General features: G+C 68.1%; 26 protein-coding genes. 3 read left to right on the top strand and 23 right to left on the bottom strand.

Annotation, left to right across the window (positions count from 1 at the left end):
- Positions 1–2: 2 nt before the first annotated feature.
- From G6N49_RS04115 to G6N49_RS04035, 17 genes are read right to left on the bottom strand one after another with little or no spacing between them, the layout of a single operon-like run.
- A complete protein-coding gene (locus tag G6N49_RS04115) occupies positions 3–986 on the bottom strand; it encodes an enoyl-CoA hydratase/isomerase family protein (protein WP_011856285.1) in 984 nt (327 codons plus the stop codon).
- Positions 979–2,112 (bottom strand): M24 family metallopeptidase, encoded by a 1,134-nt coding sequence (locus G6N49_RS04110; RefSeq protein WP_011856286.1) that lies wholly within the window; start codon positions 2,110–2,112, stop codon positions 979–981. Before G6N49_RS04110 ends, G6N49_RS04115 begins: the two co-directional genes overlap by 8 nt.
- A complete protein-coding gene (locus G6N49_RS04105) occupies positions 2,102–3,370 on the bottom strand; it encodes a M24 family metallopeptidase (protein WP_011856287.1) in 1,269 nt (422 codons plus the stop codon). The genes G6N49_RS04110 and G6N49_RS04105 overlap by 11 nt, the downstream gene beginning before the upstream one ends.
- Complete coding sequence (locus tag G6N49_RS04100) at positions 3,370–4,542, bottom strand: amidohydrolase family protein (protein WP_011561147.1); 1,173 nt, start codon at positions 4,540–4,542, stop codon at positions 3,370–3,372. Before G6N49_RS04100 ends, G6N49_RS04105 begins: the two co-directional genes overlap by 1 nt.
- Positions 4,543–4,575: 33 nt before the next feature.
- A complete protein-coding gene (locus G6N49_RS04095; RefSeq protein WP_011856288.1) occupies positions 4,576–5,814 on the bottom strand; it encodes a cytochrome P450 in 1,239 nt (412 codons plus the stop codon).
- 1 nt (position 5,815) lies between these two features.
- Positions 5,816–6,010, bottom strand: coding sequence for a ferredoxin (locus tag G6N49_RS04090; RefSeq protein ID WP_011561149.1), 195 nt, complete (start codon positions 6,008–6,010; stop codon positions 5,816–5,818).
- A complete protein-coding gene (locus tag G6N49_RS04085; protein WP_011856289.1) occupies positions 6,010–6,717 on the bottom strand; it encodes a TetR/AcrR family transcriptional regulator in 708 nt (235 codons plus the stop codon). The genes G6N49_RS04090 and G6N49_RS04085 overlap by 1 nt, the downstream gene beginning before the upstream one ends.
- Positions 6,714–7,562 (bottom strand): SDR family NAD(P)-dependent oxidoreductase, encoded by an 849-nt coding sequence (locus tag G6N49_RS04080; RefSeq protein WP_011856290.1) that lies wholly within the window; start codon positions 7,560–7,562, stop codon positions 6,714–6,716. Before G6N49_RS04080 ends, G6N49_RS04085 begins: the two co-directional genes overlap by 4 nt.
- Entirely contained in the window at positions 7,562–8,404 is an 843-nt protein-coding gene (locus G6N49_RS04075; RefSeq protein ID WP_011856291.1) for an alpha/beta fold hydrolase, read from the bottom strand. The genes G6N49_RS04080 and G6N49_RS04075 overlap by 1 nt, the downstream gene beginning before the upstream one ends.
- Entirely contained in the window at positions 8,401–8,982 is a 582-nt protein-coding gene (locus G6N49_RS04070; protein WP_011561161.1) for an NADPH-dependent FMN reductase, read from the bottom strand. The genes G6N49_RS04075 and G6N49_RS04070 overlap by 4 nt, the downstream gene beginning before the upstream one ends.
- A 10-nt stretch (positions 8,983–8,992) precedes the next feature.
- On the bottom strand, positions 8,993–9,982 hold the full coding sequence (locus G6N49_RS04065) for a cyclase family protein (RefSeq protein ID WP_011561162.1): 990 nt from the start codon (positions 9,980–9,982) through the stop codon (positions 8,993–8,995).
- Between the two features lies 1 nt (position 9,983).
- Complete coding sequence (locus G6N49_RS04060) at positions 9,984–10,808, bottom strand: coniferyl-alcohol dehydrogenase (protein ID WP_011561163.1); 825 nt, start codon at positions 10,806–10,808, stop codon at positions 9,984–9,986.
- 8 nt (positions 10,809–10,816) lie between these two features.
- The gene (locus tag G6N49_RS04055) at positions 10,817–12,127 is read right to left on the bottom strand and encodes an LLM class flavin-dependent oxidoreductase (RefSeq protein WP_011561164.1); all 1,311 of its coding nucleotides are present in this window, start codon (positions 12,125–12,127) and stop codon (positions 10,817–10,819) included.
- Positions 12,124–13,851 carry an FAD-binding protein gene (locus G6N49_RS04050; protein ID WP_235679602.1) on the bottom strand — a complete coding sequence of 576 codons (1,728 nt, stop codon included), beginning with the start codon at positions 13,849–13,851 and terminating at the stop codon, positions 12,124–12,126. Before G6N49_RS04050 ends, G6N49_RS04055 begins: the two co-directional genes overlap by 4 nt.
- Positions 13,852–13,901: 50 nt before the next feature.
- Positions 13,902–14,843: a 3-carboxyethylcatechol 2,3-dioxygenase gene (locus tag G6N49_RS04045; RefSeq protein ID WP_011856293.1), complete on the bottom strand. Its 942-nt coding sequence runs from the start codon at positions 14,841–14,843 to the stop codon at positions 13,902–13,904.
- The gene (locus G6N49_RS04040) at positions 14,767–16,473 is read right to left on the bottom strand and encodes a bifunctional 3-(3-hydroxy-phenyl)propionate/3-hydroxycinnamic acid hydroxylase (protein ID WP_011856294.1); all 1,707 of its coding nucleotides are present in this window, start codon (positions 16,471–16,473) and stop codon (positions 14,767–14,769) included. The genes G6N49_RS04045 and G6N49_RS04040 overlap by 77 nt, the downstream gene beginning before the upstream one ends.
- Positions 16,473–17,336: an alpha/beta fold hydrolase gene (locus G6N49_RS04035; protein ID WP_011856295.1), complete on the bottom strand. Its 864-nt coding sequence runs from the start codon at positions 17,334–17,336 to the stop codon at positions 16,473–16,475. Before G6N49_RS04035 ends, G6N49_RS04040 begins: the two co-directional genes overlap by 1 nt.
- 148 nt (positions 17,337–17,484) lie before the next feature.
- Here G6N49_RS04035 and G6N49_RS04030 point away from each other — a divergent pair, with 148 nt between their 5' ends.
- Complete coding sequence (locus G6N49_RS04030; RefSeq protein WP_085975417.1) at positions 17,485–18,177, top strand: IclR family transcriptional regulator; 693 nt, start codon at positions 17,485–17,487, stop codon at positions 18,175–18,177.
- Positions 18,178–18,208: 31 nt separating this feature from the next.
- Positions 18,209–19,810 (top strand): FAD-dependent oxidoreductase, encoded by a 1,602-nt coding sequence (locus G6N49_RS04025; protein WP_011856297.1) that lies wholly within the window; start codon positions 18,209–18,211, stop codon positions 19,808–19,810.
- Between the two features lie 26 nt (positions 19,811–19,836).
- Here G6N49_RS04025 and G6N49_RS04020 read toward each other — a convergent pair whose 3' ends face one another.
- From G6N49_RS04020 to G6N49_RS04005, 4 genes are read right to left on the bottom strand one after another with little or no spacing between them, the layout of a single operon-like run.
- A complete protein-coding gene (locus G6N49_RS04020) occupies positions 19,837–20,133 on the bottom strand; it encodes a cytochrome C oxidase subunit IV family protein (RefSeq protein ID WP_011561171.1) in 297 nt (98 codons plus the stop codon).
- A gap of 3 nt (positions 20,134–20,136) precedes the next feature.
- The gene (locus G6N49_RS04015) at positions 20,137–20,733 is read right to left on the bottom strand and encodes a cytochrome c oxidase subunit 3 (protein WP_011856298.1); all 597 of its coding nucleotides are present in this window, start codon (positions 20,731–20,733) and stop codon (positions 20,137–20,139) included.
- On the bottom strand, positions 20,730–21,551 hold the full coding sequence (locus tag G6N49_RS04010) for a hypothetical protein (RefSeq protein WP_011856299.1): 822 nt from the start codon (positions 21,549–21,551) through the stop codon (positions 20,730–20,732). The genes G6N49_RS04015 and G6N49_RS04010 overlap by 4 nt, the downstream gene beginning before the upstream one ends.
- Positions 21,548–22,258 carry a hypothetical protein gene (locus G6N49_RS04005; RefSeq protein ID WP_011856300.1) on the bottom strand — a complete coding sequence of 237 codons (711 nt, stop codon included), beginning with the start codon at positions 22,256–22,258 and terminating at the stop codon, positions 21,548–21,550. The genes G6N49_RS04010 and G6N49_RS04005 overlap by 4 nt, the downstream gene beginning before the upstream one ends.
- Before the next feature lie 104 nt (positions 22,259–22,362).
- On the opposite strand from G6N49_RS04005, the gene G6N49_RS04000 reads away from it, so the two are divergent.
- Complete coding sequence (locus G6N49_RS04000) at positions 22,363–22,938, top strand: TetR/AcrR family transcriptional regulator (RefSeq protein ID WP_011856301.1); 576 nt, start codon at positions 22,363–22,365, stop codon at positions 22,936–22,938.
- A gap of 1 nt (position 22,939) precedes the next feature.
- Here the strand turns inward: G6N49_RS04000 and meaB are convergent, their stop codons facing one another.
- Positions 22,940–23,812 carry a methylmalonyl Co-A mutase-associated GTPase MeaB gene (gene meaB / locus G6N49_RS03995; RefSeq protein ID WP_011561176.1) on the bottom strand — a complete coding sequence of 291 codons (873 nt, stop codon included), beginning with the start codon at positions 23,810–23,812 and terminating at the stop codon, positions 22,940–22,942.
- A gap of 12 nt (positions 23,813–23,824) precedes the next feature.
- Positions 23,825–24,976 (bottom strand): thiolase family protein, encoded by a 1,152-nt coding sequence (locus G6N49_RS03990; RefSeq protein WP_011561177.1) that lies wholly within the window; start codon positions 24,974–24,976, stop codon positions 23,825–23,827.
- Positions 24,977–24,993: the final 17 nt, after the last annotated feature.

Here is a 24,993-nt window from a genome sequence, read left to right as displayed (position 1 = left end):
CGTCACTCCGGTTTCGCGCGGTTCGACTTCGACAGTCTGAAGTCCGGTGGGAACTTGCTGTCGTTGTCGTTCACCGCGTCGGCCAGGCCGCTGTCGATGGCCTCGTGCATGTCGAGGTCGCCGGCGTCGTCGTTGGCGACCCCGCTGCCCATCGACTCGAAGAACGCCGACAGCAGACTGCCCATGTATTCACCCTGGTGCTGTTTGAACACCTCGAAGAACAGCTTCTGCTGGAACACGGTGTCCACCGGCCGGTTACGGGCGCACGCACGTGCGTACTTGTCGACCTCGGCCTCCAGCTGGTCACGCGGCACCACGCGGTTGAGGAAGTTGCAGTCCTTCATCTCCGCGGCGGTGAACGGCCGACCCGTGAACACCATCTCCTGGAACGCCCGCAGGCCCATCATCTGAATCCAGGTCCACATCCGCGGACCCCAGCCGTAGTAACGGAACGACGGGTGCCCGAACAGTGCGTCGTCACTGGAGATCACCAGATCCGCGTCGGCACACTGGTAGAAGTGCCAGCCGTAGCAGTACCCCTTGGCCTCGACGATGCTGATCTTCTTGAGCTCCTGCAGCGGCCGGTTGCCCGCCTGCACGTTCGCATACCACGCGCTGATCGTGGCGCCGTTTCGGAACGTGCCCTTCGGCGGGTACGTCACGTCGCCGACACCCTCGTCCTCGAGGCGCAGTTCGGCCAACCGCAGGTCTGGATTGTCGTTGCCCTCCATGAACTCCGGCAGGTCGGCGCCGCTGCCGAGGTTGTCCCCGACACCACGGATCACCACAACCTTGACGTCGTTGTCGACGGTCGCCGCGCGGCACAGATCGGCGTAGCGCAACCGGGCCGCCGACGTCGGCGCGTTGAGGAACTCCGGCCGGTTGAAGGTGATCGTCGCGATCTTGGTCTTCGGGTCCTTCTCGTAGAGGATGATCTCCTCCGGCTTGGGCCGCTCCGCGGCAGGGGGCTTGGGCCGGTCAGCCATGGACGGCCTCCCCGTAAGCGGGGGCGGTCGAAAGGATTTCGGCGCCGTCGGCGGTGATCAAAACGGCATCGCGGGTGAACACCGCGCCCACCCCCTGTTCCCACACGTAGGCGGTGACCGCGAGCACCATGCCCTCCTCGAGGACGTCGGCTTCCGCGGTCGCGCGCAGAGCCGGTGACACCACCGGCGGGTCGAACCCCAGCCCGAGTCCGTGTGCCACCGGCATCGCAGGCAGACGCTCACCGGCCTGCTCGTAGGCGGCCAGCAACCCGCTTGTCGTCATACCGGGTCGGCAGGCCTCGATCAGCCTTTCCCACAGGCCATCTCGTCGTCGGAACAGCGCGCGCGCGGCGTCTGTCGGCTCCCCGACACAGAGCGTTCGGGCCACCTCGGCGACATATCCGTCGGCCAGTACCCCGGCCGACAACGCCACCAGGTCACCCTCGCGCACCAGGCCGTCACTGTCGGCTCGGCGCCACGGATGCTCCTTCGACGTCACCCAGGCCGCGTCCTGGGTCGCCGGGGTGCTCACCCCACCGGCGGCCTCGGCCTCGAGCATGGCACCGGCGAGCGCCTTCTCCGTGGTGCCCGGACCCAGCGCCGCAACGCCTGCGGCCAGGCCCTCCTCGGCGACGACCAGTGCCCGACGCAACGCCTGCACTTCCTCGGGTGTCTTGATCCGGCGAGCCGCCTGCATGGCCTGCTCGGCGTCGACCAGCTCGGCGTTCGGGAAGGCCATCGGCAACAGTTTCGCGAACGTCGGTGTCAGAGCATCGGTTCCGACCCGCCGAACGGTGTCGGCGCCCTTGATGTTCTGCAGTATGCCGACCAAGGTCATCGGGTTCCACGCGAACCCGTACAGATTCTCGTGCGGGATCTCCTCCGGGATGCCCTCGTCCCACGTGCTGTTGAGGTGGATCTCCCCGGTCGCACGGACGAACTCGCAGATCGGCCCGAACGGGCGGGTGCCCACCACCCACAGCTGCGGGGCACCGGAGATGTAGCGGACGTTGGCTTGCCGGCCGAGCACCAGCATGTCGAGGTCGTAGGCCTCCATCTGCGCGAGGGCGCGCTCCCGACGGCTGTGGCGCAGCGCCCGGCCGTCGGCCTCGATCTCAATTCCCACGGGTCACCTCGTACGGGTCGTATGGATACTCGGTCAGCGGCATCCAGCCGCCCTCGGTGACGACCACGATCTCCTCGCCGCGGTAGCCGCCGGTGCCGTCCTCCCAGACCACCGGCTCGAACACCAGGAGCATGCCGGACGGGAAGACGAAGTTGTCGTCCCACTCCTGACCGAGATCCGTTCCGATCATCGGCATTTCGGCCGCGCTGGTTCCGATGCCGTGGCCCAGGTAGAAGTGCGGCAGCCACGGCTTCTGCCCGCCGGCCGCCGCGGTGGCCGCGCGCCCGAGGTCGCCGCAGGTCGCACCGGCCTTGGTCACCGCGAGCACCGCGTCGACGATCTCGCTCCACCTGTCGAACTGCTTCTGCTGGGCCGGCGTCGGATCCTGACCGACGATCCAGGTGCGTCCGTGATCGGAGCAATAGCCCTGGTAGGCGATGGACACGTCGGTCCACAGGACGTCGCCCTGCTGGATCTCACGTTCGGTCGTCAGCAGGGGCAGGGCCAGATCGCCGGTGGTGGTCCAGGTGCCCTCGGCCTTCGACGCCGGCATGGCCTGCCAGATCGAGTCGAACATGTTGGTGGTGGCGCCGAGTTCGAAGGTGCGGCGCACGAATTCGGCGGACAGGTCGATCTGACGCGCACCCGGGGCGAGCGATTTCTGGATCTCGGCGACGGCCTGTTCGGTGATCTGACACGCCCGCCGGATGCAGGCGATCTGGTCGATGGTCTTCACGATCTTGGCCGCGCCGATCACCGGGGCCGCATCGATCGGCGCGTCGGGGAACAGCGCACTGCCGGCCCGCCGCATCGCCCCGGTCAACTCGTCGGTCGCGACTGTCGCGCCGGCCGGGATCAGGCGGGCCAGGATCTTCGCGAATTCGGCGACGCCTTCGTCGAACTCCAGATAGACCGGCCCGTGCAGGTGGTCGTCGGGCAGGTCCGACTCCATCGCCGCACCCTCGCGGAAGGGCAGGAACAGGTGCGGGTGCTCGTCGTCGGCCAGCACGACCGCCACCGGCCGCTCGACGTGTGACAGGCCGGCATCGGCCAGCGGCCAGCTGATACCGGTGGCGTACATGACGTTTCCGTTGCCCAGCAGAACCAGCGCGTCGACACCCTGTTCGGCCATCGCGGCGTGCAGACGTGCACCGACCTCACTGCGCAGCCGGGTGAAGTCGGGCTCCTGCGGGATGTCCAGCCACGTGTACCCGGTCCGGGCGATCTGGGTGACGCCGGTGTGAGTCGACGTCGTCATCAGACCCCCAGGAACTTCCGCACATTGGTGCTGACGATCTTGACGGCGTTCTCCGGGCCGACCGCGTCGACGACGGTGGCCAGCGACTTCTCCGAATACCCGAACGTCGATTCGTTGTGCGGGTAGTCGCTCGACCACATCACGTTGTCGACGCCGATGCGGTCGATCAGCTGCAGGCCAAGGGGATCGACCATGAACGACGCGCTCATGTGGTTGTCCCAGTAGTGACGCACGTCGTGTTCGAGCTGGTGGTTGAACATGTGCCGGTAGGAGGCCAGCATGTGCTCGGCGTCCTGCAGCGCGGTGGGGACCCAGGCGATCCCGCCCTCGAACCAGCCGATCTTCAGCGACGGATGCCGGTCGAGGATGCCGGAGAAGACGTACTTGGCGAACTGTTCGCGGAACGAGTCGACGTTGACCATCATGCCGACCACGACGCTGTTGTTCTGGCACGGCGTCTTGGGCGGCGTCTCACCGATGTGGTGGCTGACCGGGATACCCGAGGCCTCGATCTCGTCCCACACCGCGTCCATCGCGGTGCTGCCGTAGTCGTAGATGTTGCCCTCGTCGTCCTTGCCGGGGTTCAGCGGCAGCAGGAACGTCTTGAGCCCCAGCGACTTCAGCTCTTCCAGTGTGCTGCGGGTCCCCTTCGGGTCCCACCAGTTGATCAGGCCGACACCGTAGAAGTGCCCATTGCTGCGCTCCTGCAGATCGGCGATGTGCTCGTTGTAGATCCGGAACACCCGCTCGCGCAGCGCCTTGTCCGGGTAGTGAAACAGGGCCAGGACAGCGTTCGGAAACGCGAGCTCCTTGTCGATACCGTCCTCTTTGAGCTCGCGGATGCGCGCCTCGATGTTGTTCGAGGCGGCCCCGGCGAGGTCGTCGTACTGCATGAGCACGCGGCCGAAATCGCCACCGGTCCAGGCCTTGCCCTTCATGCCGACCATGTAGGCGCCGTCCTCGTACCAGATGCGCGGGGCGGCGCCCTTGAGCTCCTCGGGGAAGCGTTCGTAGAAGATGTCGTCGGCGACCGAGATGTGGTTGTCGGCGCTGAAGATCTCGGTGCCTTCGGGTAAGCCGGTCACCGCGCCGGCGGAGTGGCCGTGCCGGTGCTTGGGGGCGCCGAAACCTTCGGGGGGATAAAGGGTCTGAGTGGGGCTGGGGGCTGACATCTTTGGCACTCCAATCGGGCTGTGGGAAACCTGTTACCAGGTCACGGGAAGTTCGTAGACGCCGTAGGCGAGGCGGTCGTGTTTGAACGGCACCTCGTCGAACGGGATGCCCAGCCGCATGGTGGGGATGCGGCGCAGCAGCGTGTGGAAGACGATCTGCAGTTCGGCGCGGGCGAGCTGCTGGCCGACACACTGGTGGCGGCCGTAGCCGAAGCCGAGTTGCTGGCCGGCGTCGCGGCGCAGGTCGAGCTTGTCGGGTTCGGGATAGGCGGCGGCGTCCCAGTTCGCGGGCGCGAGGTCGATGATGATGCCTTCGCCGGCGCGGATGGTCTCCCCCGCGATCCCGATGTCCTCGATCGCGACGCGCCGCTGCCCGTTCTGGATGATCGACAGATACCGCATCAACTCCTCGACGGCGTTGGCGATGGCCTTGGGATCGTCGGTGTCGCGCAGGAAGTCGGCCTGTTCGGGGTTCTCGATGAGCGCCAGGATGCCGATGCCGATCATGTTGGCGGTGGTCTCGTGGCCGGCGATCAGCAGGCCGGTGCCCAGCTGCGCGGCCTCCTTGACGCTGATCTCGCCCGCCGTGACCCGTTCGGCCAGATCGGACACCGCATCCTCGGCCGGATGCGCCATCTTCTTCTCGACGAGGTCGATCAGGTACCGGTGCAGGCTCATCGCACCCTTCTGGCCGTCGGCGGCCGACGCGTAGCGCGCCAGCCCGACGTTGGCGTGGTGCTGGAAGAACTCGTGGTCCTCGTAGGGCACGCCGAGCATGTCGCTGATCACCCGGGTGGGCACGGGCAGCGCGAGTTTGGCGACCATGTCGGCGGGTTGCGGTCCGGCGAGGATCTCGTCGATGCACTCGTCGGTGACCTGCTGGATGACCGGTCGCAGACCCTCGACGCGTTTGAACGTGAACGGTTTGGACAGCATCCGGCGGAAGCGGGTGTGCTCCTCGGCGTCGGAGGTGAACACCGACCGCGGGCGCTTGTTGACCGTCGAGAGCATGTGCTCGTTCCAGTGCGGGAAACCCGACCGGCGGTCATCGACGCTGACGCGGGAGTCGGCGAACAACTCGCGGGCCGCCGCGTGTCCGGTGATCAGCCACGGGGTGCTGCCGTCCCAGATGCGGACGCGGGAAAGCGGTCTGACCGCGCCCATCTCGAGCATCCGGGGCGGCGGTGCGAACGGGCAGGCCGCCGCGCGTTCCATCGGATAGTCCGGGATGTCAGCCGAGACTTCGGCGGTTCCGGTCAACGTGTCCGACACATCACTCCTCGAGGTGGATGGCAAGGGCTGGGCAGGCGGCGGCCGCCCGGCGGACGTCCTCCTCCTGATCGGGGGCTGGGTGGTCGACGAGCAGTTCGACGACCCCGTCGTCGTCACGCTGGTCGAAGACGTCCGAGGCGTTGAGCACACACTGGCCCGACGACACGCATTTGTCCTGATCGACCGTGACCTTCATCAGGGCACCTCGGTGACGGGGGCCTGCCAGAGTCCGACGATGGCGTCGATGAGGCCGGACGCCGCAGCGGCCCAGGATGCGCGCGGCACCGCCGCACCCTCGGCGAGGGCGCGTTCACGTTCGGCACAGCTGTGCATCAACAGGTTTCGGCCCATGACGTTGCGTTCGGCGCGGACGTAGGGCGGCAGGTCGGGCAGGCAGCCGGCGATTCCGTTGATGACCTCGACCAGCGACGCCGACGACAGCGCGTCGCGCACGATCATGCTGTGGTAGGCGGGGTCGGTCATGACCTGCGCGGCGAAGCGCGCGTACCAGCTGGGGTTGCCGAGCTCTGCCAGGTGGTCGGTCAGGGGCCGGACCAGACACGCCACCCAGTCGCGCATATCGGGGGCCGGACCGAGGTCGGCGACCATCTTCTCGCGCAGCCGCTCGATGGGGCCCCGGTGTTTGAACTCGATGGCCCGGACCAGGTCGGTCTTGGTGCCGAAGTGGTAGCCGACCGCGGCGTTGTTCCCCTGCCCCGCCGCCTCGCTGACCTGGCGGTTCGACACGGCGAACACACCGTGTTCGGCGTAGAGACGTTCGGCCGCCCGCAGGATCGCCTCCTGGGTGCTGTTGGCCCGCTCGGCCCGCGCGGTCCTCGCTGTGGTCACGCTCACAGTCAACTCGGCGCACCGGCTTAAGTCAAGCGACTGATTTAAAGTCACGTCTGGGCGCCGTTGACCGTCGCTCCGGGCTCGGCCTTGCGCGGGATGATCTTTCCGGCGATGGTCCCGCCTTCCACGGGCAGCACGATGCCGGTGACGTAGCGCGAGCGATCGGTGGCCAGGTAGAGCGCGGCTTCGGCGACGTCGTCGGGGGTGCCCTCGCGTTTGAGCGGCCGGTCGTTGCGCATCTGCGCGCGGATCCTGGCCTCGAACTTCTCGAGACGTTCGCGGTCCTCCCCGGTGGCCGAGCTCTGCAGGATCGGTGTCGGGATGTTGCCCGGGGCGATGCAGTTCACGCGGATGTCGTAGTGCGCCAACTCGATCGCCGCACACTTGGTGAAGTGCAGGATGGCCGCCTTCGACGCGCGGTACACCGGTACCCCGCCACCGGCCTGGATCCCGCCGATCGAGGACAGGTTGATGATCGACCCGCCGCCGTGCTCGGACATGTACCGCCCCGCATCGCGGGTACCGGCCATGACGCTGAGCAGGTTCACCCGCATCACCCGGTCGAACTCCTCGAGATCCTCGTTGAACAGGCCGCGCCGCAACGGGCTGGAGATCCCGGCGTTGTTGACCATGACGTCCAGCGCCCCGAACCGCTCCACCGCGACGTCCACCAGCCGGCGCATCTGTTCCTGGTCGCCCACATCGGTGTGGTGGAACAGGGCGTTCGGCCCGCACTGTTCTGCCAGCGCCTCGCCGAGTTCGTCCTGCACGTCGGCGATCACGACCTTGGCGCCCTCGGCGACGAACCGTTCGGCGACGCCGCGGCCGATCCCCGACGCGCCACCGGTGACGATCGCGACCCGCCCTTGCAGTTCGTCATTGGGTCTAGTGACCATCAGGCGGACACCTTTCGTTGAGGGACGTCGGCGAAGAATTCGAGGAGCAGATCGGTGACCGCGGCCGGTTGTTCGATCTGCGGGCAGTGCCCGGCGGCCGCGACGACCGCGGACCGCGCACCGGTGATCTGTCCGGCGATCTTGGCGGCCCACCCGGCCGGCAGCAGTTTGTCGCGTTCCCCTTCGACGATCAGCGTGGGCACGGTGATGCGCTCGTACGGCCGGGTGGCCGACGGGGGCGGTGGCGGTTCCAGACCGGGCCTGCGAAACCGGGCTGCCGCCAACGACTCCCAGGCGCCCGGGGCGATCGACGACTCGTAGCGTCGACCGACGTAGTCGTCGTCGGCCGGATACGACGGATCGGCGAACAGCGCGGTGACGATCCTGCGCATCCCGTCCGGCGTCGCGTCGTAGTCGTAGAGGGCGTTGGCGTGTTCGTTGCGCTGGATGGTCCCGCCGCCGCACAGCGCGACGAGGCTGCGCGCGGGCAGCACGGGCGCGCCCGACGTGGCGTCGACGAGCAGGTTGATCGCGCCCATCGAGTTGCCGACGAAATGCGCCGACCCCACGTCGAGGACCTCGCAGAAGCGCGCGATGTGGCGGATGCGCATCCCGCGGCCGTCGGTGAAGTCGACGACCTTCGCCGACCGGCCGAACCCCAGCATGTCGGGCGCGAGCACGTGATACCGCTCGGCCAGTGCGCCGATCACCCGCTCCCAGCCGAGTTCGGCCGACGCGCCGAACTCGCCGCCGTGCAGCAGAACCACCGGATCGCCCTGCCCCGCTTCGAGATACCCGGTGGTCAGCCCGTCGACGGCGACCGACTTCCGGTGGAAGCTCACTTCGCGGTCCGGTGCGCCGCGGCGAACGTCAGCACCTGATTGGCCAGCAGGTCGAGCTGATTGCGCACCGGCTCGTCGACCAGCAGACCGTCGCCGTCCCAGATCGGGTCGGCCGAGTTGATCGCCACGCCGAGCGGGGTCGGCCAGGCCCGCAGCGCATGGCCGATCGAGCGCAGCTGCCCGAGCGTGTTGACCGCCGCCTGCCACCCGTACGCGCAACTGATACAGCCCCACGGCGTGTTGTCGAGGTACACCCGCGGGTCCTCCCGCAGATCCTCGATGTAGTCGAGCGCGTTCTTCACCAGACCCGAGATGGCGCCGTGGTATCCGGGTGATCCGACCACCACCGCGTCGGCGTCCCGAAGCGCCGCAACGAGTTCCAGCGCACCCGGGGTGCGCTCCAGTTGATGCGGTGCGTACATCGGCAGGTCCAGATCGGGACCGGCGAACATCCGGGTGCGCCCACCCTGCCGCTCGACGGCCTCGAGGCAGTACCGCACCGCCCGCTCGGTCGACGAGTTGGCGCGCAGGGTGCCGCCGAGCCCGACGACGAATGGGATCTCACCTGGGTCGGTCATCGTCTCCCCGTCACTTGATCGCGATCGGATTCAGCGGTGCTCCCACCGCACCGGTGACCCGCAACGGCGGTGCGATGAGCTGGAATTCGTACACGCCGTCGGCGGCGCAGTCGGCGGCCAGCGCGCCGAGGTCCCAGTACTCCCCGAGCATCAGCCCCATATCGCGCAGGCACAGCATGTGCATCGGCAGGATCGTGCCCTCGACGCCGGACACCGGGTCCTCGACCATGAGGTTGTCGGCGGCCACCGCGGCGATCTCACGTTCGTGCAGCCACGATGCGCAGCGCCAGTCCAGCCCGGCGTACGGTTCGGTGCCGTCGCCGGCCTCCAGGAACCTGTCCCACCATCCGGTCCGGATCAGCACGATGTCACCGGTGCCGACCGAAACCCCCTGAGCGCGGGCCACTTCGTCGAGTTCGTCCGGGGTGATCGGCTCACCGTGTTCGACGAACACGTCGGCCCCGCGGTGGCGCACCAGGTCGAGCAGTACGCCGCGCGAGGTGATGCCCTTGCCGTCGACCTTGTCGATACCGCAGTGGAAGGCACCCTGGCTGGTCACCGAATCGGCCGGGAACCCGTTGTAGAGCTTGTCGTCGTAGTAGACGTGCGACAGCGCATCCCACTGGGTGGCGGCCTGCAGCGGCATGATGATCATGTCGTCGTTGAACCGGAACGGGTTGTCCACGAAGTACCCGGCGAGCTGCTGGGCGACGGTGTTCTTCAACCACTGCGGGCCGTACTGCACCAGGGTGTTGGCGTCGCCACCGTCGACGGTCATCACGTGCATCGGGTTGGGCCGGTACTGGAACGCACCCTGCGGGCCCGAGGATCCGAAGTCGACGCCGAGGGGAAAGACCTTGCCGTGCCGCACCAGGCGCGCCCCCTCGGCCACCTTGTCGGCGGTGATGAAGTTCAGCGTGCCGAGTTCGTCGGCGTCGCCCCAGCGTCCCCAGTTGCGCAGGGACTCCCCCGCGCGGCGGAACTCGTCGAGTGTGGCCACGTCACTTCCCTTCCGAAGTCGCGTCTAGACTCGCGGCCACCCGGCCGGCGAGGTTCCCACCGTCGACCCAGATGACCTGGCCGGTGATGTAACTGGCGGCGTTGCTGCCGAGGAATGTCAACACCGCGGACTGCTCCTCCGGATCCGACACCCGGCCGAGCGGTTTGGGGATGTCGTCGAGGAAGGCCGGACCGTACGCGGTCCGCAACTGATCGAGGATCGGCGTCTCGGTCACACCGGGCCCCGTGCAGTTGATGCGGATGCCGCGCGCACCCAGCGGGCCGGCGCTGCGCATGGTGTAGAGGATGAGCGCCTCTTTGGCCAACCGGTAGCCGCCGTCGGCGAGCGCCTCGGGATGTTCGGCGCACCAGGCGATCCCGTCCTCCATGGTGGCTGTGCGCACCAGACCGGCGGTGGTCGGCGCGTTGTCCAGGTACGACGCCGCCGCGAGCGAGGAAACGCTGACGATCGACGATCCCGGCCGCATCCGCGGCAGCATCGACTCGGTGAAGTGCCGGGTGCCGAGGAAGTTGATCCGCACCACCAGTGGCGGATCTCCGATGCCCGAGGACACGCCGGCGACGTTGAACAGCACGTCGACGTCACCGCCGATCGCCGCCACCGCGGTGTCGATCGACGCCCGGTCGGAGAGGTCGATCTCGCCGAACTCGTCGAGGTCCGCCGCGGGGCGTCGCATGTCCAGACCCACCACCCGGGCGCCGAGTTCGCTCAGCTGCCGCACGAGGTGCGCGCCGATCCCCGACGCGCAGCCGGTGACGACGACCCGCTTGCCGTCATAGCGCCACAGCTGCTCGATGTGGCTCACGGGTGGTTTCAGCCCGCCTGCTCGCGGGCCCGCTTCTCCGCCTCCGCGGCCTTCACCCGGCCCTCGTTGATCTCGGCCATCGCCTCGGGGATCTCACCCGCGGTGAACTTGCCGCCGCGGCCGGTCGGCAGGCCGCCGAACGAGTAGGTCTCGTCGAACATCGGCGCATCCGACGGCTGGCGGCGGGACTCGACCTTCTCGACGACCGGTTCCAGCCGCTTGGCCTTGTCCTTGACCGCCTTCTCGTCGCGCTCGATGAACTCGGGCAGGATCTCCTTGCCCATGATCTCGATGGACTCCATCGTGCCCTCGTGGCTGCGGGGGTTGAGCAGCAGGATGATCTCGTCCACGCCGCTGGCTTCGTAGCCGCGCAGGAACTCGCGGACCGTGTCAGGCGAGCCGATCGCGCCGCGTCCCGGACCGTAGGCGAGCGTCGGATCCTCCTTGACGGCCTTCTCGTACAGTTCCCACACACCGGTTCGGCCGGGGGTGTGCATACCGGTCAGGTAGTAGTGCATGATCCCGAACGAGAAGAAGCCGCCGCCGATGCCGAGCCGTTTGAGCGCCTCCTCGTCGGACTTGGCGACCATCATCGACAGGTCACCGCCGATGGCCAGCAGGTTCGGGTTGATCGCCGGGGTGATCGGCGCACCCTTCTCCTCGAACTCCTTGTAGTAGCCGTCCACCCGATCCTTCAACGCTTCGGGACCGGTGTAGGCGAAACTCAGTGCGCCGATGGCCTTCTGGGCGGCCATCTGGACCGAGGACGGGCGGGTGCACGCCACCCAGACCGGCGGGTGCGGACTCTGCAGCGGCTTGGGGATCACGTTGCGGGCGGGCATTTCGACGTGCTCGCCCTTGAATCCGGTGAACGGCGCCTCGGTCATACAGCGGATCGAGACCTCGAGGGCCTCCTCCCACTGCGCGCGCTTGTCGGCCGGGTCGATGTTGAAGCCGCCGAGTTCGGCGACCGACGATCCCTCACCCGTGCCGAACTCCACCCGGCCGTTGGACAGGTGGTCGAGGGTGGCGATCCGCTCCGCGATGCGGGCCGGATGGTTGATGGGCGGCGGAAGGTGCATGACGCCGAACCCGAGCCGGATGTCCTTGGTGCGCTGGCTGGCCGCCGCGAGGAACATCTCCGGCGCGGTCGAGTGGCAGTACTCCTCGAGGAAGTGGTGCTCGGTCAGCCAGACCGTCGAGAAGCCCGCCTTGTCTGCGGCCTCGACCTCGTCTAGTCCGTGCTGGAACAACTGGTGCTCGTCATCCTCCGACCACGGCCGCGGCAGCGGGAATTCGTAGAACAGCGAGATTTTCATGTGCTTCCTCCGATGGGTGACGGCCCTGGACTGGGTTGAGCTTGGTGGTCGACGTGCGCGGTGCCGGAATCCGGCTGCGCGGCGGCGTCTTTCGCCGCGATGTGTCTGGCGGCGACGTAGCCGAACGTCATGGCGGGCCCGATCGTCGCGCCCGCACCGGCGTAGCTGCGGCCCATCACGGCGGCCGAGTTGTTGCCCACCGCGTACAGGCCGGGCACCGCCGAATCGTCGTCGCGCAGCACCCGGGCGTACTCGTCGGTGCGCAGGCCGCCCGATGTGCCGAGGTCACCGAGGATGATCTGGAACGCGTAGTACGGCGGCTTGCCCAGCGGGTGAAGGTTGGGGTTCGGCAGCGTCGGGTCGCCGTAGTAGTTGTCGTACGCGCTGTCGCCACGGTTGAAGTCGTCGTCGTGTCCCTTGCGCGCGAGCTCGTTGAACCGTTCGGCTGTCCGGCGCAGGTTCTCGGCAGGCACGCCGATCTTGGCGGCCATCTCGTCCCACGAGTGGGCTTCCTTGACCACCCCGGAATCCAGCCAGGCCCTGGGCACCTTCCACCCGGTGGGCACCGGCGCGAAGGGCACCTTCGGGATGGGCAGGTGCCCGCCCACCACATAGCGGCGGAACGACCGGATGTCGGTGATCAGCCAGCACGGGATGTGCTCCACACCGGACCGCTGGCCGTCGATCATCGCGTGCGCGAAATCCATGTACGGTGCGGCCTCGTTGATGAAGCGCTTCCCGTCGCCGTTGACGACGAACTGCGCGGGCATCATGCGTTCGTTGAGCATGAACTGCAGCCGCCCGTCGGGCCAGCACATCGCCGGGAACCACCACGCCTCGTCGAGCAGTTCGGTTGCGGCGCCGACCTTCTCGGCCGCGCGGATACCGTCGCCCAGGTTGGCCGGGTTACCGAAGCTCCAGTCCTTCTCCAGAACCGGCAGATGCTCTCTGCGCCAGTCCATGTCGTGGTCGAACCCGCCGGCGGCCAGGATGACGCCGCGGCGCGCGCCGATCCGGACCGCGCGCCCGGCCGTCTCGACGACCGCACCGACCACCTCGCCGTCGGGACCGGTGATCAACTCGGTCATCGGCGCGTCGAGCCACAGCGGGATGTTCTCCTGCTTCATGGCCAGCCGCATCCGCGCGGCCAGGGACTGGCCGATGGCGGCCATCCGGTCGCCGAACACCCGCGCCCGCACCATCCGCCAGATCAGCTTGACCAGGACGGCCTTGCCGCGCCAGTTCTGCCGCACCTGATAGAAGAGGCGAAGGTCCTTGGGCGCGAACCAGATTCCCTTCGGCGCCAGCGCCAACGGCTGGAGCAGGTGCTGTTCGTCCTCCTCGAGCCGGCGCAGGTCGATGGCCGGCACGTTGATCGTGCTGCCGAGTTCGGAGCCGCCCGGCAGTTCCGGGTAGTAGTCGGCGTAGCCGGGCTTCCAGACGAATTCGAACCACGGGCTGAGGTTCTCGAGGAACTCCATCATCTGCGGGGCGGCGTCGACGTAGGTGCGCAGGCGCGCATCGCTGACCAGCCCCCCGGTGATCCGCTTGAGATACCCGAAGACCGCGTCCGGGTCGGGTGTGTAGCCGGCCTTGCGCTGCGACGGCGCACCCGGCACCCAGATCCCGCCGCCCGAGAGCGCGGTCGATCCGCCGAAGTGCGCGGCCTTCTCGACCACCAGCGTGTCCAGCCCGCACGAGTGAGCTGTCAACGCGGCGGTCATCCCGCCGCCGCCCGAGCCGACCACCAGCACGTCGACGTGCCTGTCGAAGTTCACGCGAGCACCGCCGTCCGGATCGCGAAACCCGCGATCAACTCGGGTGCGGCACGGTAGAAGCGCAGGCCGGTGCGGTAGTCACCGCCGGCCGCCAGCGCCGCGAAAGCCGCTACCCAGGTGCGGATCTCGTGTGCGGAGTTCCCACCCTCGCGGGCGATGAACGCGTTGGACCAGCCGTCGAGATCCGAGAGCCAGCCCTCGTCGAGGATCTCCAGGAACGTCGCATCCCACGCCGGATTGAGCGGCTGCAGGGGGCTTTCCCCGTGCGCGAACGCGTGCGCCGCGTCGATCACCGCGGACTGCCGGGCCATCCGCTGTTCGGTGCTCATCGGTGCGCCGTGCACGATGCGGTCGAGCGCCGCCGGCGGGGCGGTCGCCAGGGTGGGCACCGGCGGGTCGTGGGACAACCCACCCGAACCGATCACCAGGACACGCTTGTCGAGGGTCGCGAGGTACCGTCCGATCGCCGTACCCAGCGCACGGGTGCGCCGCAGCGGGCCCAGCGGGGTGGCGACGGAGTTGATGAACACCGGGATGACGGGACGGGCCATCGCATCGCCGAACAGATTCTGCAGCGGCTGCACGGTGCCGTGGTCGACGTCCATACTCGCCGAGATCGCCACGTCCACACCGGCTTCCAGTACGGCGGTGGCCAGCTCGTTCGCGAGGTCCTCCGGCACGTCGAGCGGTCCGGCGTGGGTGCCGTAGTCCCCGACGCCCTGCGCGGAGGTGCCGACGCAGAACGGGGGCATGACCTTGTAGAAGAACCCGTTGTAGTGGTCCGGTGAGAAGGTGACCACCAGGTCCGGGTCGAACTCGGTGACGAAATCACGGGCGACGGCCAGCGCCGACCCGATGTCGTCAAGGAGTTCCCGCGACGGTCCCGGAAGGTTCAGTAGCGGACTGTGCGACGTGCAGCACAGGGCGATCTGCGCCATGGTGACCATTGCCTCCTCCCTGGGTCAGATGGAGCACCCCGAACAGGGCGGTGCTCACTTCGGGGGCACGCTGCGCGATGCAGGCGCCGGCGATACAACGGTCGGGGCGCAGGAACAGCACCGATTCGGCGTGGGCGTCGAACCAGCCCTTCAGCGCGCCGGTGCGGTCGCCGATCACGGTGACGTCGGGATCGTCGTGACCGGTCCAGTGCAACTGTGTCAGAGGGCGGGCCGCGACGAATCTGGCACCGAGCGCCTTCCACCGGTCGAAGAGGTCGGCACCCAGGAGTGCGCGCGGGTTGTTGTTCCAGCACAACACCGCGAACCCGGTGCCGAGCACCTCGTCGAGCAACACGTTCTGCGCGTCGCGGCTGTCGACGCGCGGTTGGATGAACAGCGTGCCCGCCGGCGAGGTGGGCGAGGGCGCCTCCGGATGGAAGACCGCGCCCTGCTCGTAACGGGGCATCGGCTTGAACCGCATCTCCAGCACGTAGCGCTTGAGGGTGGGTACCACCGATGCGCCGCGAATCAGCTTGTCGCGCACCGCCGCGACGTGCCGGTTGGTCGGTGAGATGACCCGTCCGACCATGGTGGACAGGTCGATCATCGCCCTGGCGTGTTTGCGGCGCTCGACGTCGTAGGTGTCGAGCAGGGCGTCACCGGCGCGCCCGTCGACCACCGCGGCGAGTTTCCAGCCGAGGTTCGCGGCGTCGCGGATTCCGCTGTTGTACCCCTGGCCCTGCCACACCGGCATCAGGTGCGCGGCGTCACCGGCCAGGAACATCCGGCCCTTGCGGAAGGCGCCGGCGATCCGGGAGTGGTGGGTGTAGACCCGGTGCCGGATGACCTCGACACGTTCGGGATGGGGCACCAGCAGCCCCAGCATCCGGTGGATGAACGCGGGGTCCTCGGCCTGTTCGTCGGTCTCGTCGGCGTGGATCATGAACTCGAAGCGGCGGATTCCGTGCGCGATCGAGATCGATGCGTACGGCCGGGCCGGATCGGCGCCGACCTCACTGTTGGGGTGGCCGAGCGGATCGTTGGCGATGTCGACGACCAGCCAGCGTGTCGGGGAGGTGGTGCCGTCGAAGGACACCCCCATCAGGCGCCGGGTCGCACTGCGTCCACCGTCGCAGCCGACCAGATAGCGCGCCCGCACCGGTGTGGGGTCACCGTCCAGTCGCACCGTCACACCGTCCGCGGTCTCCTCGCATTCGGCCATCCTGTGCCCCCAGCGCACCTCGACGTGGGGGAATCGCGCCAATCCGGCGTGCAGTTCGGCATCCACCATGGGTTGCACGAAACCGTTGCGTTTGGGCCAGCCGAACCGTGCGTCCGGCGGCGCCATCTCCGCGAGCAGTCGCCGGTTGCCGTCGAAGAATCGCAGGATCTGGTTCGGCACGGTGTGCGGCAGGACCTTGTCCACCAGTCCGATCGCCTGGAAGGTCCGCAGCGCCTCGTCGTCGAGCCCGACTCCGCGCGGGTAGTCGATGAGCGTGGCGCGCTCCTCGACGATCATGGTGCGTACGCCCTGGAGGCCGAGGATGTTCGCCAGCGTCAGGCCCACCGGGCCGGCGCCGACGATGACGACGTCGGTGTCGGTGTCGTCTCGTTCGGTGGCCGGGGTCATCAGCGTCCCAGCAGGAAGTCGACGTGTAACCGGTTGAAGGTCTTGGGGTCTTCGTACTGCGGCCAGTGCCCGCAGCCGGGCATCACCTCGAACCGTGCGCCGGGGATCATCGACGCGATCCGCCGGCCCTCCTCCACGTCGGCGGTCGGATCGTCACTGGTCCACACGACCAGCGTCGGCGCGCTGATCGCGCCGTACTGCTCGGGGCCGAGCAGGTTGCGGGCGCGGATCTCCGGATCCTGCAGCGCCATGATGTCGCGCATCGCCGTCACGAATCCCGGTTGGCGGTAGACGCGTTGGCGGCTGGCGACGATGTCGTCGTACGCCTTGCTCTTGTCGGCCATCAGCCACTTGATGCGGGCCTGGACCGTCTCCCAGCTGGGATCCTCGGCGGCCGCCATGGACAGCGTGACGATGCGCTTCATCACCTCGGGATCGGCCTGCGAACCACCGGCGGTGTTGAGCACCAACCGCATCACCCGGTCCCCGTGGTCGGCGGCCAGCCGGGCCGCCACCCACCCGCCGAGCGATTCGCCACTGATGTGGGCCTTCTCGGCGCCGATGGCATCGAGGAACGCGCGCAGATGGTCGACGTAGTGACGGACCTCGAGAGGATGGCCGGGTTTGTCGGTGTACCCGTGCCCCAGCATGTCGATCGACCACGTCGAGAAGTGCTCGGCGTGCGCCTCGAGGTTGCGGACATAGGCCTCGGCGTGGCCGCCGGAACCGTGCAGGAACACCAGCGCCGGCTTGCTGGTCTCGCCGGCGTGCAGGTAGCGCGTGCGCACCCCGCCGGCGTCGAGATAACCCTGCGAGAACGCGACGCCCTGCAGGTCGCTCCAGACGCTTTCGTACTCGGCCACGGGGGCTCGGTCTCCCTTCCGGTGCGGAAATGCCATTCTCGCTCCGCGGTAGCGATGCGTGCTAATATCGCTCACTAATGTGCACTATGTTAAGAGCATCACTCTCGCGATGACGTCTGTCAAGGGATCGGGCGGCACGGGAGGCGGTATGGGAGACGGGAAGGTGCCCGACAAACTCGCGGCGGGATCGCAGACCCTCGCGAGGGGTCTGTCGGCGCTGCAGGCCGTGGCCACCGCGCCGGGCGGGCTTACGGTCCAGCAGGTGGCCGACTACGTCGGCGTGCACCGGACGATCGCCTACCGACTGCTGGGCACGCTCACCCAGTTCCGCTACGTCGCCAAGGGCGAGGACGGCCGGTACCGGCCGGCGGCCGGACTCGCGCTGCTCGGTTCGTCGTTCGACAACAACGTGCGGGCACTGAGCGTGCCGGTGCTGCGCGGGCTGGCCGACGAACTCGGCACCACCGTCTCCCTGCTCGTCGCCGAGGGCGATCAACAGGTGGCGGTCGCGGTGATAAGCCCGACGAATGTGTACTACCACTTGTCTTTCCACGAGGGCAGCCGTTATCCGCTCGACCGCGGTGCGGCCGGTATCGCGCTGCTGGCGAGCATGCCGCCGCGTCCCGGCGAACGGGAACTCGTGCCCCGGGCCCGCGAACAGGGCTGGGTGATCACCCACGGAGAGGTGGAACCCAACACCTACGGCCTGGCCGTACCGGTGCGCCGGCGGCCGCCGTCACCGCCGACGTGCATCAACCTGATCTCGCACCGGGAGGACGTCGTGCTGGACGGGAAGGACGCGGTGATCGCCGCCGCCAAGGAACTCGCCGCCATCCTCTGACCGGGTGTGGCGCCGACAGGAAGGACCTCGCGTGAGCGCTTGGGACCATGAGACCGATGTCGTCGTGCTGGGCAGCGGCGGCGCCGGACTGGCCGCGGCTCTGACCGCCGCCGTACACGGCGCCGCGGTCGAGGTGTACGAGAAGGCTCCGACGGTCGGCGGGACCACGGCGGTCTCCGGCGGGATCGTGTGGATTCCGTCGCACGACAGGGCCGCCGACGAGTTGACCGTCGAGGACGCGCTGGCCTACCTGCGCGCACAGTCACTGGGGGTGATGGACGACGACCTGGTGGAGACGTTCGTGCGCACCGGGCCGCAGATGCTCGAGTTCGTCGAGGCACACAGCGGCCTGCGCTTCTCGGTGGCCGAAGGCTTCCCGGACTACAAACCCGAACTGCCGGGCGGACGCCCCGGCGGCGGCCGCTCACTGTCGGCGGCGCCCTTCGACCTCGCGCGCCTGGGTCCGTGGCGGGACCGGATCACCTCGTTCCCCGCGGATTTCAGCAACGTGGGGATCGACGCCGAGACCCGCGCCCGCATCCACGCCTCGGTGGACGAGACGCTCGAGGATCCCTGCGTCGCCGGGACGGCGCTGATCGCCGGCCTGCTCAAGGGTCTGCTCGACGCCGGCGTCACGCCGCAGACCGAATCCCGCGCCGTCGAGTTGATCGCCACCGACGGGCGCATCGTGGGTGTGCGAATCCAGCAGCGCGACAGAGAGATCCGCGTACATGCCCGACGCGCGGTCATCCTCGGCACGGGCGGGTTCGAATGGGACCGCGCACTGGTCGAGGCGTTCCTGCGTGGGCCGATGCGCGGTCCGGTCTCCCCACCGAACAACACCGGCGACGGTCTGCGGATGGCGATGGCGCACGGCGCCGATCTGGCCAACATGGGCGAGGCGTGGTGGGTGCCGATCGTGCAGATCCCCGGCGACACCATCGACGGACACCCCCGCAGTCGCAGCGTCCGGCTGGAGCGCACCCGGCCGCGCAGCATCATCGTCAACCGGGCCGGTAAGCGGTTCGTCAACGAGGCCGGTGAGTACAACTCGATGGCCGGGGCGTTCCAGTACCTCGACCCCAAACACGGCTACGTCAACGATCCGGCCTGGATCGTGTTCGACTCGCTGCACCTCAAGAAGTACGGATTCCTCGCGGTGGAACCCGATGGCCCCGCCCCGGACTGGTATTCGAAATCGGGCGACCTCGGCGAACTCGGCGAGAAGACCGGGATCGACGCCGACGGTCTGGCCCGCACGCTGGCCGACTGGAACCATCACGTCGCCGAGGAGCGCGACCCCGACTTCGGCAGGGGCGCAAGCGCTTACGACGGCTACTGGGGCGACCCGCAGGCGCCCACGCCTGCGTTGCAGACCCTGGGGCCGATCGACACGCCGCCGTACTACGCCGTGCCGGTGGGCATCGGTGCGATGGGCACCAAGGGCGGCCCCCGCACCGACCGCGACGGCCGGGTGCTGCACGTCAGCGGTGCGCAGATCCCGGGGCTGTTCGCGGCGGGCAACGCCATGGCCGGCGCGACGGGTAAGGCCTACGGCGGTGCCGGCGGAACGCTGGGTCCGGCAATGGTTTTCGGTTACCGCGCCGGCCGGGCGGCCTCCGGGGCATCCTGACGCGGTTCTGCAGGCCGACGGATGTCCTAGGCCGACAGCGCCGCGCCCACGAGATATGTGCCGATCAAGGCGGTTCCGATGAGGACGACCCACCCATCGGTGAGTCGGCACAGCCATGCGGGGGCATGGCGCACCTCCATGAACTCCCGAAAGATGATGCGCACCTTGATGAGCGCGATGACGATCGCGCCGACGGTGACCACACTGCTCGCCTTGAGGGTCCCGTCTTGATCAGCGCCGTGATCCAACCAGACGTACACCACGGTCAGCGCCGACAGCACGACCCAGACGAGCAGCAACCTCATGTTGACCGAAACGCTCACAGCTCACCTCACGACGTAGAGTGACGCAAAGATCAGGACCCACAGGAAATCGACGGTGTGCCAATACGTCGCACCCGTCTCCACCAGCTGCTGGGATCGCCGCAGCGGGCTCCGCAACTGGTACACGACCACACCGAGAACCACGAAGCCGATCAAGACGTGTATGCAGTGGATCGATGTCAGGAAGAAGTAGTGCTGGAAGAACTCGTCGCTGGTGAACGTGTTGCCGATGCCGATCTCCTTGACCCACTCGATCACCTTGGCGACCAGGAACGCCAGCCCGAAGAGGATCGTCAGGAACGCGTTGGTCAACGCCGACCGGTAGGCGCCCGCGCGGGACGCCTGCACGCAACGGGCGATCGCCCACGAACTCAACAGCAGGGCGATGGTGTTGAAGACTCCGATGCGGAGATCCAGATCCGCCTGCGACTGCAGGAAGAGCTCTTGATTGTGTGTGCGGGAGAAGAGGTAGACCGAGAGATATCCGGTGAAGAGCAACGACTCGAACAGCACGAACAACCACATGTCCGGCTGTCCGGGTACGGATTTCACCGGGTCCTGGTCCAACTGACGCGGCCTCGAGCCGGCGAGGTCGGTCATCGGACTGCCTCCACGGTGTCCGAGTCCTCCCGGATGCCTTCAGCCGGCAGGTCGGGTAGTGGGCCGGTGCCGAAATCCTCCCGTTGGATCATCTTGCGCAGCAGCATGATGAATGCCGCGGTGTAGAGCAGGAAGACGACCATGTTGATCCACCAGGCGATCGCCCCGTTCCATGCGAAGACGCCGCGCTGGAACATCCACGCCGGCGCGACGACGACTTCGGTCAGCGCGTTGCAGAGACCGAGGTACCCGAACCATTTGGGCAGCACGCGGTTCTTGTCCAACAGAATCGCGACCATCCAGACCAGCGAGCCGATCAGGAACACCCCCATCGTCCCGCTGAACGACAGGAACGCGAAATCGTAGAGCCAGTGGATCAACTCGGGATCGCGGTCGGGCCGCAGCGCCGCAACGGTCATCGCGATGGCCATCACCAACATGCCCGGGATGGCACTGAGCGCGTACATGGCCAGGTACGAATACCCGAAGATGGGGCTGACCGACATGCGCCGCATCGAGTACGCGAGCAGGGCGTTCATCGGGCCGCACATACCTGAGATGAGGAACACGACGCCGAACCCGGCGAGAATGCCCAGATGACGGTCGTCGAACCACTGAACGACCGTCGGGATGTCCCACGCCGGGCTCGGCGGGGGCTGGACCCGCGTGACGAGGAAGAACAGCACGCCGTACAGCTGGTAGAAGACGACCATCACCCACCACGCGAACCACAACTCCTTCTTGGGGTGGTGGCGGACGTTCCAGAAGAACCGGCCGATGACGGAACTGGGCGGCGGCTCGACAATCGGCGGACTCATGCGACGACCCGCTCTTGCGTCCGCTGGCGTCGGATGGTCTGGGCCACAACGAGTCCCATGACGACGATCCACAAAGCGATGGCGACGTTCTTGAGCCAGAACGACAGCACCCCGTCCCAGGCAAACGGCCCGGTCCAGGCCAGCGCGGTGAAGGCGGCAGGCGCCAGCGCGGCCGCGACGAGGAGATTGAAGTGTGCCACCCACGGTTTGAAGACCGGTTGCGCCTGGTGATCCCAGTAGATCGCGAGGGCCAGCAGCAGGCATTGGGCGATCAGGTACGGAACCAGGATGGTGAAGGTGATCCAGGCGAGATCGTTGAACAACTGCGTCAATTCCGGGGCGCGTTCCGGGCGGAAGGCGCCGAGCAACCAGAACATGTTGGCGACCAGGAAGAGCGTGGGCGGGCCCGCGGAGCAGGCGAGCAAGCTGTAGGACAGGATCGGCGTGCGGTGAGCCATCCTCCGCACCTGCACCACGATGAGCATCACCAGGGGAATCAGGCCCACGCCGAACCAGTTGAACAGGATCATGCTGTACCGGATCCGTGCCGTCTCATCGCGATAGAACGCCGCGACCTCCTCCGCCGACATGGTCGGCGACATCGGGTGGACGAAGCCGGGAAACAGGAAGAACGCCGATACCCAGATGAGCACCACCGCCGGCAAGGTCCACAACAGGATCACTTCGCCGTCAACACGTCTCGTCATCGCAACCCCTCACCCTGAGCACCCGTTGCCCCGACGGTTACCCAGGCTAGCCGATCGGCTACTCGTGTCAATAGCCGATCGGCTATCCTGAGCGGGTGCCTTCCGTGCCGCCCGTACACGACCGCCCGGCGGTCCGACGCAGCGCCGCGCAGATCCGGGTGCTGGACGCCGCGCTGGATCTGATCGCCGAGAACGGGGTCAGCGGCACGTCGCTGCAGATGATCGCCGACCGCATCGGCGTCACCAAGGCCGCGGTGTACCACCAGTTCAAGACGAAGGAAGAGATCGTCATCGCGCTCACCGAGCGGGAGCTCGCGGGGCTCGAGGATGCGCTGGCGGCCGCCGAAGCCGAGGAGAACCGGTCACGTGCGCGTGAGGTGCTGCTCACCCGGGTGGTGGACCTGGCCATCAACCGGCGCCGGGTGGCCAGCGTGCTCCAGTTCGATCCCGTCATCGTGCGGTTGCTCGCGGAGCACGAACCGTTTCAGCGGTTCATCGAACGCCTCTACAGCGCGATGCTGGGCAACGAGACGGGTACCAGGGCCCGTGTCCATGCCGCGATGCTCTCCGGCGTCATCAGCGTGGCGGTCATGCATCCGTTGGTCGTCGACATCGACGATGACACGTTGCGCGACGAAGTGCTGCAGACGATGCGGCGAATCGTCGACCTGCCGGGGTGACTCAGGACTCGATGCGGACCGCGAACAACTGCTCGGCCGCACCGTAGGGATCGTGGGTGCCCTCGGCGACGAGTTCGGCGAGGCGGTCGAGCTCCGGATGGGTGCGCAGCAGGGTGTGCGCCAGCGACAGGATCTGAGTCCTGGCCCGGGCGGTGCGCCGCTGTGCGGTGTCGTCGCGGTGGTGGGCGTCGATCGTGTCGACCAGCTCGGGGACCCCCTCGCCCTGTGCGGCAACAAGTTTGAGGATCGGCACGCTGACCTCACCGCGCAGGTCGCGCACCGTCTGGTCGGCGCCGTCGCGGTCGGCCTTGTTGACCACGACGATGTCGGCGACTTCGAGCAGACCGGCCTTGGCGGCCTGCACCGCGTCACCGGCGCCGGGGTTGAGCACGACGACGGTGGGGTCCGCGATCGCGGCGATCTCGATCTCCGACTGACCGACACCCACGGTCTCGAGGATGATCAGGTCGAACGCCAACGCGGCCAGCAGCCGGATCGCGGCGGGGACCGCGGCCGCCAGACCGCCGAGATGTCCGCGGGTGGCCACCGACCGGATCAGCACATCGGGGTCGTTGATGTGGGCGGCCATGCGGATGCGGTCGCCGAGCAGCGCGCCGCCGCTGTAGGGCGAGGACGGGTCGACGGCCAGCACCGCCACCCGCAGTCCGCGTTGCCGGTACGCGGTGACCAGCGCCGCGACCGTCGTCGACTTGCCCGCACCCGGCGGACCGGTGAGACCGACGACGCGGGCCCGGTGCGGAGCGAGCGCGGCGAGCACCTCGTCGCGGCGCGTGCCCTCGACCAGGCTCAGCAGCCGGCCGGCGGCACGGGTCGACCCGTTGCGCGCGGCGGCGATCAGCTCGTCTACATCCATGTGTGCACCAGCCTAGGGTGCCGGCACCTCGATCACGGTCGCGGAACCCATACCGCCGCCGGCGCACATGGCCGCGACACCGATCCCTCCCCCGCGACGGCGCAACTCGTGGACCAACGTGACCAGCATCCTGGCGCCCGTCGCGGCCACCGGGTGGCCCAGCGAACAACCGCTGCCGCTGACGTTGACCTTGGCCGGATCGATGTCGAGCATCTTGACGGTGGCCACGCACATCGCCGCGAACGCCTCGTTGATCTCGAACAGGTCGACGTCGGAGAGCGAGATGCCCGCCCGCTTCAATGCTTTCGGGATGGCCTCGACGGGCGCCAGTCCGGTGAAGGCCGGATCGACGCCGACCGACGCCCAGGCCTTCACCGCGCCGAGTGCGGGTAGCCCGAGCCGGTCACTGGCCAGCGCCAGCACCGCGGCTCCGTCGTTGGCGCCGCAGGCGTTGCCCGCCGTGATCGAGAAACCCTCGATCTCGGGGTGCAGCGGCTTGAGTGAGGCGAGCTTCTCGATGCTGGTGTCGCGTCGGGGGTGTTCGTCGGTGTCGAAGAGCCCGTAGGGCGTGTCGATGGGGACGATCTCCTCCTTGAAGCGGCCCTCGTCGATGGCCTGGATCGCCTTGCGGTGGGAGTCGAGAGCCCACTGGTCCATCTCCTCGCGGCTGACCCCGGCGCGCACGGCGGCATTCCAGCCCACGGTGATCGACATGTCCATGTTCGGGGCATCCGCACGGTCGGGGTGCGTGGGCGGGAACCAGTCGAGCATCGCGGCGTCTTTCGCGCTGCTGGCACGGCGGGTGAAGCGCGGTGTGGTGGACGCCGAGTTGACCCCGCCTGCGATCACCAGCTGGTCCATGCCCGCGCGGATGCTCGCCGCGGCGCTCTGCACCGCGGCCTGGCCCGCAGCGCAGTGCCGGTTGTTCGACAGGCCCGGCACGGAGATCAGGCCGGCGGTGATCGCGGCGTGGCGGGCGATCACTCCCCCGCCGTAGAGCCCCTCGCCGAGGACGACGTCGTCGATCTGGCCGGTGGGCAGGTCTTCGGCTGCGGCTGCGACGACGTGCTCGGCCAACCGGTAGGCGTCGGTATCGCGGAGCGTGCCCTTCATGGCGGTCCCGATGGGCGTGCGCAGCGCAGAGACGATGACGGCTTCTGGCATGAGTTGACTCCGTTTCG

Source organism: Mycolicibacterium monacense, assembly GCF_010731575.1.
GTDB lineage: Bacteria > Actinomycetota > Actinomycetes > Mycobacteriales > Mycobacteriaceae > Mycobacterium > Mycobacterium monacense.
This window is presented reverse-complemented; position numbering and strand designations above follow the sequence as displayed.